This is a genomic window from Blastococcus colisei (assembly GCF_006717095.1).
GTDB classification, from domain to species: domain Bacteria; phylum Actinomycetota; class Actinomycetes; order Mycobacteriales; family Geodermatophilaceae; genus Blastococcus_B; species Blastococcus_B colisei.
Map to the genome: position 1 here is coordinate 2,669,086 of NZ_VFQE01000001.1, position 13,638 is coordinate 2,682,723.

12 protein-coding genes are annotated in these 13,638 nt (G+C 74.3%); 2 read left to right on the forward strand and 10 right to left on the reverse strand.

The genetic code is table 11. From position 1 onward, the window contains the following. Window positions 1–175 precede the first annotated feature (175 nt). Window positions 176–838: a hypothetical protein gene (locus FHU33_RS12730; protein WP_142025683.1), complete on the forward strand. Its 663-nt coding sequence runs from the start codon at window positions 176–178 to the stop codon at window positions 836–838. On the opposite strand, the gene FHU33_RS12735 is transcribed toward FHU33_RS12730, so the two are convergent. The 9 genes from FHU33_RS12735 to steA form a co-directional block, all read right to left on the reverse strand. Then, window positions 827–1,249: a nuclear transport factor 2 family protein gene (locus tag FHU33_RS12735; RefSeq protein WP_142025684.1), complete on the reverse strand. Its 423-nt coding sequence runs from the start codon at window positions 1,247–1,249 to the stop codon at window positions 827–829. The two genes, FHU33_RS12730 and FHU33_RS12735, sit on opposite strands and share 12 nt — an antisense overlap. Window positions 1,250–1,343: 94 nt before the next feature. Next, a complete protein-coding gene (locus tag FHU33_RS12740; protein WP_142025685.1) occupies window positions 1,344–1,940 on the reverse strand; it encodes an NUDIX domain-containing protein in 597 nt (198 codons plus the stop codon). Then, window positions 1,940–3,676 (reverse strand): CTP synthase, encoded by a 1,737-nt coding sequence (locus tag FHU33_RS12745; RefSeq protein ID WP_246063564.1) that lies wholly within the window; start codon window positions 3,674–3,676, stop codon window positions 1,940–1,942. Before FHU33_RS12745 ends, FHU33_RS12740 begins: the two co-directional genes overlap by 1 nt. Then, window positions 3,651–6,017 carry an alkaline phosphatase family protein gene (locus FHU33_RS12750; protein WP_142025686.1) on the reverse strand — a complete coding sequence of 789 codons (2,367 nt, stop codon included), beginning with the start codon at window positions 6,015–6,017 and terminating at the stop codon, window positions 3,651–3,653. Before FHU33_RS12750 ends, FHU33_RS12745 begins: the two co-directional genes overlap by 26 nt. Beyond that, a complete protein-coding gene (locus tag FHU33_RS12755; protein ID WP_142025687.1) occupies window positions 6,017–7,165 on the reverse strand; it encodes a glycosyltransferase family 4 protein in 1,149 nt (382 codons plus the stop codon). The genes FHU33_RS12750 and FHU33_RS12755 overlap by 1 nt, the downstream gene beginning before the upstream one ends. Continuing rightward, the gene (murJ, locus tag FHU33_RS12760) at window positions 7,158–8,798 is read right to left on the reverse strand and encodes a murein biosynthesis integral membrane protein MurJ (protein WP_142025688.1); all 1,641 of its coding nucleotides are present in this window, start codon (window positions 8,796–8,798) and stop codon (window positions 7,158–7,160) included. The genes FHU33_RS12755 and murJ overlap by 8 nt, the downstream gene beginning before the upstream one ends. After that, entirely contained in the window at window positions 8,795–9,643 is an 849-nt protein-coding gene (locus FHU33_RS12765; protein ID WP_246063566.1) for a hypothetical protein, read from the reverse strand. Before FHU33_RS12765 ends, murJ begins: the two co-directional genes overlap by 4 nt. A gap of 11 nt (window positions 9,644–9,654) precedes the next feature. Further along, window positions 9,655–10,605, reverse strand: coding sequence for a copper transporter (locus FHU33_RS12770; RefSeq protein WP_142025689.1), 951 nt, complete (start codon window positions 10,603–10,605; stop codon window positions 9,655–9,657). Continuing rightward, a complete protein-coding gene (gene steA / locus FHU33_RS12775; RefSeq protein WP_142025690.1) occupies window positions 10,602–11,789 on the reverse strand; it encodes a putative cytokinetic ring protein SteA in 1,188 nt (395 codons plus the stop codon). The genes FHU33_RS12770 and steA overlap by 4 nt, the downstream gene beginning before the upstream one ends. Window positions 11,790–12,032: 243 nt before the next feature. Between steA and FHU33_RS12780 the strand changes: the two genes are divergently transcribed. Next, window positions 12,033–12,767 carry a TetR/AcrR family transcriptional regulator gene (locus FHU33_RS12780; protein ID WP_246063567.1) on the forward strand — a complete coding sequence of 245 codons (735 nt, stop codon included), beginning with the start codon at window positions 12,033–12,035 and terminating at the stop codon, window positions 12,765–12,767. Window positions 12,768–12,886: 119 nt separating this feature from the next. Here FHU33_RS12780 and FHU33_RS12785 read toward each other — a convergent pair whose 3' ends face one another. Further along, on the reverse strand, window positions 12,887–13,603 hold the full coding sequence (locus FHU33_RS12785) for a class I SAM-dependent methyltransferase (protein ID WP_142025691.1): 717 nt from the start codon (window positions 13,601–13,603) through the stop codon (window positions 12,887–12,889). Window positions 13,604–13,638 lie beyond the last annotated feature (35 nt).

A 13,638-nucleotide genomic window follows, 5' to 3' on the forward strand; every position in this document is an offset into this window, starting at 1 on the left:
TAGGCACGGAGCTGCCGCTATCCGTGCAGACCGGCGATTCCCGTCCAGCTCCGGCGGACGGGTTCCGCCCGATTCGGACGTCGTGAGTGGTCAGTTGTCGCCGGCCCGGACGGCGTGGTGCACCGTGTCGCCGGCAGCACCTGCGCGCTGGGCCGTCGCGCCGGAGGATGCAGCGATGCAGCTCTACGCCCAGGATCCGGTCCAGCGCACCCGCCAGCTGGCCGCGGACGTGGGAATGCTCGCCTGGCTCGTGGTGTGGGCGCTGGTCGCGCGGGCCGTCCACGGTGCGGTGCTCGTGCTGGCCGAGCCGGGACTGGCCGTCGAGGAACTGGGCACCTCCGTGGCCGGCACCATGTCCTCCGCGGCGGGCGTCGCGGAGGACGTCCCGGTCGTCGGGGACGAGCTGGCCGTGCCCTTCGACGCGCTGTCCGACGCGGGCGGCTCGGTCACCGGCGCCGGCCAGGCCTCGCAGGACGCCGTCGGGACGCTGGCCACGATCCTCGCCGTCGTCCTCGTCGTCCTCCCGGTCGGCTGGCTGCTGCTGCGCTGGCTGCCCTGGCGGCTGCGCTACGTGCGGGAGGCCGGTGCCGCCCGCCGGCTGCTGGCCGGGACGCCGGGCCTGGAGATCCTCGCGGCGCGGGCGCTGGCCACCGCTCCGCTCGCCCGCCTGGCCGCCCTACCCGAGGGGACCGGCGCGGCCTGGCGAGCGGGCGATCCTGCGGCGGTCCGGGCACTCGCCGCGCTCGAGCTCCGCCGGCTGGGACTGCCTCCGTGCGACGCCGACCGCTCGGGCGCGACGGCCGTCCAGCGAGCCGGAGAGCCGCCGTCACGCAGGTGACGGCAGGTCCGACAGATGTTCGTGGGCGATCTTCCAGTCGCCTCCGTCGTCCACCATGACAGCGGTGACCCGTGTCCGGCTGGCCACCCGGTCGCCCTCCGCCATGGCCTCGAAGGCGAAGACGGCCGTCACGACCGCGACGGGCCCGAAGACGTCGATCTTCACGTCGTCGAACGCCCCGTGGATGTCACTGACGGACCGGAACTCCTCGGCCTCCAGTCGCATCGCCGTCGCGAAGTCCTGTCGCTCCCAGGGCGGCAGGTCGTTGAACTTGCTGAACTTGGGGCTGTCGAGATGGAAGTCGGTCAGCCGCCCCATGTCGACGGCCTGGACGGCTACGAGGATCTCGTCGAGCCGGCGCTCTATCGCGCGCCGCGCCTCGTCGTCCGGGTCTCCGGGGTGGCTCGTCACCGCAGATCGCCTCCTCGGCGCGACTGGCACGGTCCAGCGTCCGCTGCTGTGCCGGGCGCCGTCAATCCTCGGTCGCGAGCCGGCGCCGGCGCGGTCAGCCGGCGTCGGCCGGCCGCAGCCTCGGGGCGCTGCTCCGGACCTGCGCGGCGGCGAGCAGCCCGACGACGGCGGAGGAGTTGCGGATGTCGCCGTCGAACACCCGCTGGACGGCGTCGGCGAGGGGCACGCGCTCGACGGTCATGTCGAGCTCCTCGTGCTCGACGACGAAGCCGTCGGGGCGGGCAACCTCGGACAGCTCCTCCGCGAGGTAGACCAGGACCTGCTCGTCGCAGAAGCCGGGCGTGCTGTACGTGGTGGTGAGCAGCGACCAGCGGGCGGCGCCGAGCTGGACCTCCTCGGCCAGTTCGCGCTTCGCCGTCGCCAGCGGCGGCTCGCCGTCGGAGTCCCGGAGGCCGGCCGGCAGCTCCCACAGGTAGCCGCCGACCGGGTGCCGGTACTGCCGCAGCAGTACCACGCGGTCCTCGTCGTCGAGCGCGACGACTGCGACCGCCCCGGGATGGGACACGACCTCCCGGACGCTGTCACCGCTGCCGGGCATCGCCACCGTGTCGCGGCGCAGCGAGATGACGTGCCCCTCGAACACGGTCTCGCTGTCGAGCACCCGGTACTCGTGCGGTGCCGGGTCGCCCATCAGATGCCGACCTTCTCCGCCTCGTCGAAGGCGACGGGGAGACGCGCGGCCTCCTGGAAGTCGATCGCCGCCTGCACGAACCCCGCGAAGAGCGGATGCGGCCGGGTCGGGCGGCTCTTGAGCTCCGGGTGGGCCTGCGTGCCCACGTAGAACGGGTGCGCCTCGCGCGGCAACTCGGCGAACTCCACCAGCAGGCCGTCCGGCGAGGTGCCCGAGAACACCAGGCCGGCCTCGGAGAGGCGGTCGCGGTAGGCGTTGGCCACCTCGTAGCGGTGCCGGTGCCGCTCGGTGATCTCGGTGGATCCGTAGGCGGTCGCGGCCACCGAGCCCTTCTGCAGGCTCGCCGGGTAGCTGCCCAGCCGCATGGTGCCGCCGAGGTCGCGTTCGCCGGCGATGACGTCGACCTGGCTGGCCATGGTCGCGATCACCGCGTCCGGCGTCTCGGGGTCGAACTCCGCCGAGTTGGCCCGCTCCAGGCCGGCGACGTCCCGGGCGTACTCGATGACCATGCACTGCAGGCCCAGGCACAGCCCCAGGGTCGGGATGCCGTTGACGCGGGTGTACTTCAGGGCGCCGAGCTTGCCCTCGATCCCCCGGACGCCGAACCCGCCGGGGATGCACACCCCGTCGACACCGGACAGCGCCTTCTCGGCGCCCTCGGGGGTGTCGCAGTCGTCGGACGGCACCCAGCGGATCTGCACGCGACTGCGGTGGGCGAACCCGCCGGCGCGCAGCGCCTCGGTGACCGAGAGGTAGGCGTCGGGCAGGTCGATGTACTTGCCGACCAGCGCGATCGTGACGGTCTCCTTGGGCGCGTGCACCCGGTCGAGCAGGTCGCCCCAGACGGTCCAGTCGACGTCCCGGAACGGCAGCCCGAGGCGGCGGACGACGTAGGCGTCGAGGCCCTCCCGGTGCAGCACCTTCGGGATGTCGTAGATCGACGGCGCGTCGGCGCAGGAGATGACGCCCTCGGCGTCGACGTCGCACATCAGGCTGATCTTCCGCTTGAGCCCGGTCGGGATCTCGCGGTCGGACCGGCAGACCAGCGCGTCGGGCTGGATGCCGATGCTGCGCAGCGCGGCGACCGAGTGCTGCGTCGGCTTGGTCTTCAGCTCGCCCGACGGCGCGATGTAGGGCACCAGCGAGATGTGCAGGAAGAAGCAGTTGTCCCGGCCGATCTCGTGCCGCACCTGGCGGGCGGCCTCGAGGAAGGGCAGCGACTCGATGTCGCCGACCGTGCCGCCGATCTCGGTGATGACGACGTCGACCCGCTCCGGCCCCTCGGCGCCGGCCATGATCCGGGACTTGATCTCGTTGGTGATGTGCGGGATGACCTGCACGGTGTCGCCCAGGTACTCACCGCGCCGTTCCTTGGCGATCACCTCGGAGTAGACCTGCCCGGTGGTGACGTTGGCCCGCCCGGAGAGGTCGATGTCGAGGAAGCGCTCGTAGTGACCGACGTCCAGGTCGGTCTCGGCACCGTCCTCGGTGACGAAGACCTCACCGTGCTGGAACGGGTTCATCGTTCCCGGATCCACGTTGAGGTAGGGATCCAGCTTCTGCATCGTGACGCGGAGGCCACGGCTGGACAGCAGGGCGCCCAGCGAACTGGCGGTCAGCCCCTTGCCGAGTGAGGACACAACACCGCCGGTGACGAAGACGAACTTCGTCGGCTGGGAGTTGTGCAGGAGTCCGCGTGATGCGAGCGATTCAAGCGTTCCAGACGGTCGATCCACGGGAGACGACCGTAACACGATCCGGGCCCTCCGCCGGGCCGGAGTGGGGCGCGCCACCCGAGGACTCCCCCGACGTGGTGTCCTTCCCACCCCGTCCGGCGGCCAGCCAGACCAGCAGCGGCACGAGCAGCGCGGCGGCGGTGGCGGGCAGTGCGACCCCGGAGTCGTTGACCGCGGCCCCCAGGGTCAGGCTCAGGGCGCTGGCGAGCAGTCCGGCACGGAGGACGGCGGCGTCCCCGGCCGGCAGCCCGGCCCCCCCACGCAGCAGCCCGCCGGGACGCAGCAACCAGACGGCCGCGACGAGGGCGACCGGCAGCATCCACGCCAGGGGGCTCCCCAGCAGGATGTCGATGTTGGCCGACGCCTTGCGGCTGACCACCGTCCAGGCCTCGCCGGTGAGCACCTGCTCGACGAACCGGCCCAGGTGGGTGCGCTGGTCCGGCGGGCCGGTCCAGTCCAGGACGGCGACCGTGCCGACCGCCAGCACGGCGGCGAGCAGGATCGCGGCGAACCGCAGCAGGGTGACCCGGACGCGGGCCATCAGCATCGCCAGGAGCAGGAAGCCCGGCATCGCCGCCAGCACGCCACCGAAGTCCCGGCCCAGCGACGGCGCCCCGATGACGGCGACGGTGAGCAGTCCGATCCCGAGCACCGTGACGGCCGTGACCGCCCGCGCCCGCCTGCGCCCGCCCCGCCGCGCGGCGGCGGCCGCGGCGGCGGCGGTGACCAGCAGGGCGCTCACCGACAGCAGGCCGAAACCGAGGTTGCCGTACCCGGTGAACCGGCCGGCGACGATGGCGTCGTACCCGAGCAGCCCGTTGAGCTCCAGGGCGGAGCCGGTGAGCACGTCGAGCAGCAGCGTCGCCAGCGTCACCGCGAGGACGACCATCGGGGGGCCGATGCGGGAACGCCGCCAGGGCCCGGCGACGGCCAGCGCCACCACCGCCAGGTCGGCGGCGATGACGGCGGCGACGAGCGCGGGCACGGGCGACGCGGAACGCTCCCAGGGGAACAGCCCGGCGAGATAGGTCGCCACGGGCACCGCGGCGGCGACCAGCGCCAGGAGACGCAGCAGACCACGCGTGCGGGGCCCCGACGCAGCCGGGGCGGGCCGCCGCTGCCAGCCCCCGAGCAGGACGATGCCCGCCGCGACGACGAGCGCGGACACGAAGACCAGGATCCAGAAGAAGTTCCCGACGTTCCGGTGGTGCACCGTCGCCGCCACGTTCAGGTCGCGCAACTGCTCCACGGCGACGTCCAGGGCCGGCCGGTCCCCGACGGCGCGCATCGGCTGCCCGTTCATCGAGGGCGGACGCTCCAGGCCCAGGGCCCGGAGGACGGTCGGTGCCACGTCGATGAGCTGGACGTACGGTGCGCGTCCGGTGCTCGCCGAGGTGAGCCAGCCGGAGCCGAAGCCGGGCCCGGAGGCCATGCCGACGTGCAGCTGCGGCCGGCCGTCGTTGACCTCGGAGATTCCGGCGAGCAGCAGCAGCGTCTCCCCGGGCAGTGTCGCGATCGCGGCGCGCAGCTCCCCCACGGCCCGGTCGATGCGCATCAGCGCCGCCGCGCGGGGCTCCGGATCGGTGCCGTCGTCGGTCTTCTCGACACCCGGCCTGCCGGCGTCGGTCAGCTGGTCGAGGGACACCAGCGAGAGCGGGCAGTCGTCCAGGACCCCGGCCAGCTCGGCCGGGTCCGGCGGCAGGGCGTCGGCGCGGGTGAGCTCCACACCGGGGACGGCGGCCGCGAGGGTGGCTGCCCGGCCGGACACCGTGGCGCAGCCCACGGCCTCGCCCAGTGCCCCGGGCTCCGCTCCGAATCTGCGGGTTCCCTCGTCGCCGGCGGTGCGCTCCACGGTCGCGAACGGGTCCTCGAGCGCCCGGTTGGCGGCCCGCTCCTGGAGCCCGCAGTAGGACAGCGAGGTGTACAGCTGCGGCTCGGGGGCCGGCTCGCCGTCGGCACCGGGAGCCGACGTCGCGGGCGCGGACTGGTCATCGGGCAGCGGGACGGTCGGGAGCGGTACCGGTGGCAGCCCGTCGTCGGGCCCGGGGACGCGGGCCCGGTTGCCGGCCCCCAGCGTGGCCCAGCCGTCGAGCACGCAGGTCGTCCCTCGCGCGGCCCGCACGGAGAGGGCGCCGATGGTGGCGTCCCCGGCCAGGGCCCACAGCTCCGGAGTCCCCTCGGGGTCGACGTCGCCCCAGGTCAGGCCCGGCACCCCGACGACGACCACCGCATCGGCGACGCCCGGGCCGCCGTCGTCCGCCGCCGCCGCCGGCACCACGAGCACGGCCAGACCGACGAGGACCGCGGCCAGCACCGCACCGCAACGCCGGAAGGCTGTCATCAGCGCCCGCCGTCCGCGGGGCCGAGCAGCTCCCGGTAGACGGCGACGAGCTGGCGCGCCGTCGCCGCTTCGTCCGGCCAGCCGTCCGCCTGGCGCCGGCCCGCCTCGACCAGGTGCGACGCCCGGTCGGGGTCGCCCAGGACGCGGACGACCGCGTCGGCGAGGGCACCGGCGTCCCCGGGCGGCACCAGCTCGGCCGCGTCCCCCAGCAGTTCGGGCAACCCGCCCGCGCGGGAGGCGACGAGCGGCGTACCCGCCCGCAGCGCCTCCTGGGCGGTGAGGGAGCGCGCCTCCCAGCGGGAGGGCAGCACGCAGAGATCGGCCGCGGACAGGAGGTCGGCCACGTCGTCCCGGCGGCCGAGCAGCAGGACCGGGAGCCGCTGTGCACGGATGCGCTCGGCCAGCTCGCTCTCCAGGGGGCCGTCTCCCGCGATGGCGACGAGGGGAGCCGGGCGCAGGCGGTCCGCCCCTTCCCAGGCGGCCACCGCGTCGAGGAGGACGTCGTAGCCCTTCTGCGGGTGCAGCCGGCCGATGGCCACCACGAGCTGTCGCCCCTCGTCGAGACCCAGCTCCGCCCGGACCTCGGTGCGGGACCGGGATGCGGGCCGCAAAGGTGGCGCCGAGACCGGCGCCATCCGGACGTCCCGCGCGCCGAGCACCCGCGCGTTCGCCGCCAGGTCCTCGGAGGCCGCCAGCACCACGTCGGCGGCGCGCACGGTGGCCCGTTCGGCCCCGCCGAGGAGGCGGCGCCGGATCCCTCGGCTGTCGGGTGCCGCGTTGTGCAGGGTGAGGACGAACGCCGGTCGCCCCGGCGTGAGACGCCGGGCGGCGGCGGTCACCAGCCCGGCGCGCAGGCCGTGGGCATGCACGAGGTCGGTCCCGCCGAGCGCTCGACGGAGCGCGACCACCGCCGCCGCATCGGCGGCGGGCGCGAGGCCGGCGGAGATCTCGACCGGCCGGAAGCTCGCCGCGCCGGCGGCGGCGAACCCGAAGAGCTCGTCCGTGGCCCGGGGGCCGCAGACGCGGACGGCTGCCCCGGCCGATCCCAGCCGCGGGAGGAGCGATCGCACGTGCGTCCCGACCCCCCCGGTGCTCGTGGCGAGCACCTCGACGACGTGGCGGCCGTGCAGGGGCGAGCGCTCAGTCACCGTGCTCCTCCTGTCGGTCCGTTGCCGGCACCGGGCGCTCGGGTGCCCGCAGCGCTGCCCATGCCTCGGCCAGGGGACGCCGTGCCACGCCCATCATGACGGTCAGGGCGATGACCAGCACGATCCCTGCTCCGGTCAGGCCGCCTCCGACCGCCACCAGCAGCCCGCCGGGCACGGGGTCGGCGCCCAGGGCTCTGGTGGCCAGCAGCCCCAGGGCGGCGCCGAGGGCGGATCCGGCGAGCGCGGCCGCGCCGGTCCGGGGAAGGCCGGCCAACGCTCCGGGACCGGCGACGCGGAGAACGGTGACCAGCAGCCCGAGCCCCGCGACGACGACACCGAGGCTGTGCCCGGCCCCGAGCGCCAGGCCGCGGTCCTCGACCGGCAGCAACCGCGCGAGGACGACGTCGGCGGCGACGGCGAGCAGCCACCCGCCGACGACGCAGACCGTCGGTGCCTTCCACAGCCCCCGCGCGTACAGCGCACGGGTGAGCAGCGCGACGAGCGCGTACCCGGGCAGGCCGGGCGCGAAGGCGATGATCGTGTCGCGCAGCGCGGCGACGACGGGGTCGGGCTCGCCGGCCAGGAAGATGCGGGCCATGGGTCCCGCCACGGCGACCAGGAGCCCCGCCGCCACCGTCGAGGCGGCGACGACGAGCACCGTGACCGGCGCCAGGGCCCGGCGGTACCCCGGCTCGTCGCCGCCGTCGGCGCGCTCGGCGAGCCCGGGATAGGCCGACGTGGCCAACGGGACGGCGAGCGCCGCCCACGGGACGAGGAAGAGGGTGAGGCCCGCCGCGTAGACGACGAGCGTGCCGTCGGGGCCGTCCGTGGCCAGCCGGATGGCGACGGCGGCCACGAGCTGCTGCCCGGCGAGGGTGAGGACGCCGGCGACCGCCAGCCGCCGCACGCGCGGAGCGGCGCCCACGGGGAAGCGCAGCGCCGGCCGGAGCCCGAGCCGCAGTCCGCGCATCGGGACGAGCAGGCTCAGGCTCAGCGCCACCACGCCGAGCGTCGTCCCCACTCCCAGGACGAGTTCGGCGGGCCGCGAGAGGTCGTCGACGTCCTCCGCTCCGCCGATCGCGGCGAACGTGAGGTAGGCGCCCGCGACCACGAGGCTGGACAGCAGCGGCGCGATGGCCGGTCCGGCGAACCGCCGATGGGCCTGGAGGACACCGGTGAGGACGATGCCGATGCCGTAGAGCACGACCTGGGGCGCGAACACCAGCAGGAAGCGGGCGGCCAGCGCCACCTCGGCCTCGTTCCCGTCGCCCAGCAAGAGCTGCGCGATCGGCTCGGCCAGCACGGCGATCGCCACGGCCAGGGGCGTGAGGATCAGCAGCGTCCAGCCCAGCAGCGCCGACGCCGTCCGGCGCACCTGCTCGGAGTTCCCGGCGGCGATGCCGCCGGCCAGCATCGGGACGACGAGACTGGCCAGCGCCCCGCCGGCGACCACCTCGAAGACGATGTTCGGGACGGTGTTCGCGGCCTGGTACGTGTCGCCGGTGCTGTCGGCGCCGACGGTGTTGGTGAAGACGAGGGTGCGGCCGAAGCCGGCGAGCCGGGCCAGCAGGGTGAGGACGGCGATCAGGGCCGCGGCCCCGGCGACACCCTGCGCGACCGTGCGGCGGTTCACGACGCCCGGCGGCCGAGGCGGTCCAGTTCGCGGAGTCCCGGGGTGGCCTCGATGACCTTGGTGAAGCTGATCCGCTCGCTGGCCAGCGTCAGTGCGATCACGCCGGCGAGCAGGCCGGCCCGCGGTGCGCGCGCGGGGATGGCGGCCAGCCGCAGCCCGATCAGGGCGCCCAGGGCGTTGGCGCCGGAGTCGCCGAGCATGAGCCGCTCCCCCAGGTCGTCCGGGAGCACCGCCAGGGTGGCGCCGAGCGGGCCGGCGACCAACGATCCGCCCGGTCCGCCCAGGCAGGCCGAGGCGGCGAGCACGCCGGCCTTGCCCGCACGCCCGGGCCGCAGGTCGAAGAGGTTGACCAGGTTCGCCGTCCCGGCCACGAGGCCGGTGGTGAGCACGCCGTCGAGGAGGGCTCCCACCCCCGTGCCGCGGCGGGTGAGCACGGCGGCGGCTGCAGCCGCCGCCCCGATCCCCGCCACCTTCACGGCCCCGGCCGAGACCCGGCCGGCCCGGAGCGCGGCGAGGTGGCCGGCCAGCCCCTTGTCACGGGCCTGCTCGGGGCGGGCGCCGGCCAGGTCGTCGTATCCCCCGACCAGGCCCGAGACCGTCCCGACGAGGGCCGCCGCCGTGCGCGTCCCGGTGGGTGCGCCGAGCACCGCCGACGCCGTGGCGGAGGCGGCCAGGGCCGGCCCGCCCAGCAGGGTCACCGGTCGTCCGGCGTAGTTCATCCGGCGCCACGGCGCGCCTGCGGGGCGGCCGTCGAGAGCTGCCGCCCCGGCCAGCGCCGCACGCGCGGCGACCGCACCCGCAAGAGCGAGCTGCAGCCTCCGGCCGGCGCCCATGGTCGTGCCCACGCCAGCGACCCTCACGGTGCGGAGGCGGGCACCGGCGGCACCGGCTGGGCGCCCTCCCCCGTGCCGTAGACCCCGGAGGTGCCCTCGCTCTCCGCGCCGAGCGCGAGAACGGTGCTGATCTGCCCCGGCAGCGTGGCCACGTTGTCGACCGTGGACACCGCGGCTGCCAGCGACGGGTCGGCGCGGATGGCCCCGACCAGACCGGTCTCACCCGCGGAGGCCGCGTTCCCGGCGACGACGGCACCGGAACCCGCGGCGTCGAGGGCGGTGACCAGGTCGATCACCGTCTCGTTGCGTGCCTCACCATCCTCCCCGGTGAAGGCGTCGGCGGTGAGGACGACGGCGTGATCGGCGGGCGAGACCCCGTCGCTGTCCACCGCCAGCACGTCCAGCGAGGCGAGACCGGCCAGCACCGAGGAGACGACCGCACCGTCGCTCGCGGCCCCCTCGGCCGGGATCATCAAGGTCTGGGCGAGCAGGCTGCCGACCAGTTCGCCGGTGTCGTCGGTGGCAGGCAGTTCGATGCCCGCGGGCAGACCGCCGGGATCGGTCACGTAGTTCTGCAGGGCCGCGGACGTCGAGGGATCGCTGTACTCCGGCCGGAGCGAGAGCTCCCCGTTGATGGTGCCGCCGGCCTCGGCGATCAGCGTCCGGACCTCCTCGACGACCTCGGGGGCGACGTCCTCGTTGGTCGTGACCAGCAGCACGCTGCGCCCGGTCAGGGTGCCGTCGACCAGTACCGGCGCGACCGCCTCCTGGAAGGCGTCGGCGGTGTCCAGCTGGGTCTGCAGTTCCTGCGTCTGGTCCTCCAGGGCGCGCTTGTCCTGCTCGAGGTCGGCGACCTGGTTCTCGATGTCGGCGAGGATCGGCTCGTTGAGCGCGGTGGTGCCGATGACGATCCCCAACGCGACCGCCAGGAAGACGGCGATCAGCGAGACCAGGTGATAGCGGAAGTCGATCACGAGAAGAGGTTCTCCAACCAGAACATGAAGCTGTTCCATTGGTCGAACAGCAGGTCGAGGTACACCCGGCCGGCCGCGGACAGTGCGAGGGCCGAGCCGATGGCGAGGAACGCGGCGAGGACGAGCACCACCAGCGCGGCCGTGGAGATGCGGCTCTTGTAGAGGCGGCTCACGCCCTTGGCGTCGACGAGCTTGCCGCCCAGGCGCAGCCGCGTGAGGAAGGTCGAGGCCATGCCGCCCCGGCCCTTGTCGAGGAACTCGACCAGGGTGGCGTGCGTGCCGACGGCGACGATCAGGGTGGCCCCCTTCTCGTCGGCCAGCAGCATGGCGATGTCCTCACTGGTGGCCGACGCCGGGAAGGTGATCGCCTCGACACCGAGGTCCTGCACCCGGGCCAGGCCGGGCGCGCGGCCGTCGGCGTAGGCGTGCACGACCACCTCGGCGCCACAGGTGAGCGAGTCGTCGCTCACGGAGTCCATGTCGCCGACGATCATGTCCGGCTGGTAGCCCGCCTCGCGCAGCGCATCGGCGCCGCCGTCGACGCCGATCAGCACTGGCCGGTAGTCCCGGATGTAGGGGCGGAGGGCCTGCAGGTCCTCCTTGTAGTCGTAGCCGCGGACGACGACCAGCACGTGCCGGCCCTCGATCTGGGTGGCCACGTCGGGAACACCGACCCCGTCCAGCAGGAGCGCGCGCTCCCGCTTCATGTACTCCATGGTGTTGGTGGCGAAGGCCTCGAGCTGGGTGGACAGTCCGGCCTTCGCCTCGGCCATGGCCACCCCGACCGACGCGTCGTCGTGCACCCGGCCCTCGGCGACGACCTCGCCCTCGCCGGAGATCAGCTGGTTGCCGTCGAGCCGGAGGTGCGCGCCCTCCTTGCACTTGGCGAACACGTCCTTGCCGACGTCGTCGAGCAGGGGGATGCCGGCGTTGATGAGGATCTCCGGGCCCAGGTTGGGATACCGGCCGGAGATGCTGGGCGCGGCGTTGACCACTGCGGCGACCTTGCACCCGACCAGCGCGTCGGCGCTGACCCGGTCGATGTCGACGTGGTCGATGACGGCGATGTCGCCGGGCTGCAGCCGCTTGGTGAGGTTCTTCGTGCGGCGGTCCAGCCGGACGGTGCCGGAGACACCGGGCCCGGCATCCTGTCCCCGACCACGCCGAAGTGTGCCGATGCGCATGCGGCCGATGCTTTCACGACGCGCTGACCGGCCGGTCGTCCGACGCGCGTGCGCGACCTGCCAGTCACGCACCGTGTCCGACACCACGGTGGGGGCGACACGCCCGCTCCGGCCTCTCCGGCTCGCGAGCGAGACCGTTACCGAGTTGTGACTAGCGTTGCGCATGTGACTGGAGTGGCCCACGCCCTGCCCCGAACCACCCCCCTCCCTGCCGGTGAGACGTCCCCGGCTACCCCGGGTGCGGTGATCAGGGCAGTTCCGTCGACCCGTCCCGAGGTCCAGACGCCTCCCCCACCCGGTGGGCAGCCCGGGTTGGGGACCCGGCGGGGTCGCGCAGCCGAGCAGGGAACGGGCGTCCGGGAGCGCAAGCGTCAGGAGACGCGGGCGAAGATCGTCGACGCCGCCGCCGAGCTGTTCGCCGAACGGGGCTTCGACGCGGTCAGCGTCATGGAGATCGCCCGGCGCGCCGGTGTGGTGGAGAAGACGGTCTTCAACCACTTCCCGGTCAAGGAGGGCCTCGTCTTCGACGCCGACCCGCCGATGCGCGCCGCGCTGCTGGACGCGGTCCGTCGCCGGCCGGCCGGCGAGTCGGTGTCCGCGGCCGCCGGCAGCTTCGTCGTCGGGGCGGTCAGCCTGCTCGGGTCACCGGAAGCCGCCTCCGGAGTGGCTCGGATGGCCCAGGTGATCCGCGGCAGCCGCACGCTGCAGGTGCGCGAGCGGGAGATCCTCGGCGAGCTCACCGACGCCCTCGCCGGGCTGATCGCCGAGGAGACCGGGGCGCGCCCCGGCCAGGTGGAGCCGTGGCTGGCCGCGCACGCCGTCCTCGGCCTGTACGCCGCTCTGCTCGAGCTCGCCCGTGACCGCGTCCTGGCCGGCGTCGGCGGCCTCGAGCTGTCGGCGGAGCTGCGCCGGCAGGGCCGCCGCGGGCTCTCCCTCCTGCAGTTCGGCCTCGCCGGCTACGCCAAGCGGCGCCCCTGACCCTGGCGCCCGGACCCCTGTGATGATCAGGAGACCTGGTCATTCAGGGTCCTCCCTCGCGGTCGACGGTGAGGGAGGACCCATGGTGATCAGGGACCCTGATCACCATCGGGCCGTGGTCAGCAGCTGAGCTGCAGTGACCTCAGCAGCTGGTCGGCCCGATTCCCAGGGACGTCGGCGATCCGGGTGAACAGGGCGATGGCGACCATGTACCCGTCGTCGCCGGCCCAGCCGCGGCCTTCGTCGCACAGGCGCCGGATGTGGTCGCGGACCTTCGGCTCGCTGCTGTAGGGGCCGTAGTCCAGGCCCATGGCCAGGAAGTTCGCCACCCGGTAGCCCAGATCGCCGGCGGTGCGGACGGTCTCGACCGGGTCGGAGTAGCTCGCCACCGCCGCGATGACGGTGTCGTAGCCGGCCTTGAGCAGCTGGAGCATCAGGTCGTTGCCGTGGACGCCGCCCCACAGCTCCGGCATGCGGATGTCGGGGTCGGGTGCCGGGATGTAGGGGGGGTTGGAGATGACCGTCGAGACCGGCGGGCCCCCGGCCGAGTCGGCCTGGTCGAAGAAGTCACCGAGCTCGACGGTGTACCGGTCGGACACCCCGCGCACGGCGATGTTCGCGCGCGCCGTCTCGACCGACGGCCGGCTGATGTCGAAGCTGCGGACCCGAAGCGCCGGCAGTGATCGCACCACGTCGGCGATGGCGGTGGCGTCACCCGTGCCGAGCTCGACGACCCCCTCCTCTTCCCATCGCAGCTGCGCGCGGTACTGCTCCAGCAGCATGCACACCGAGAAGCCGTAGTGCGCCGACTCGTCGGCGGAGGAGAAGCACGTCACGGTGGCCGCCTACCCCGCGGTCGGACGTGGCACGC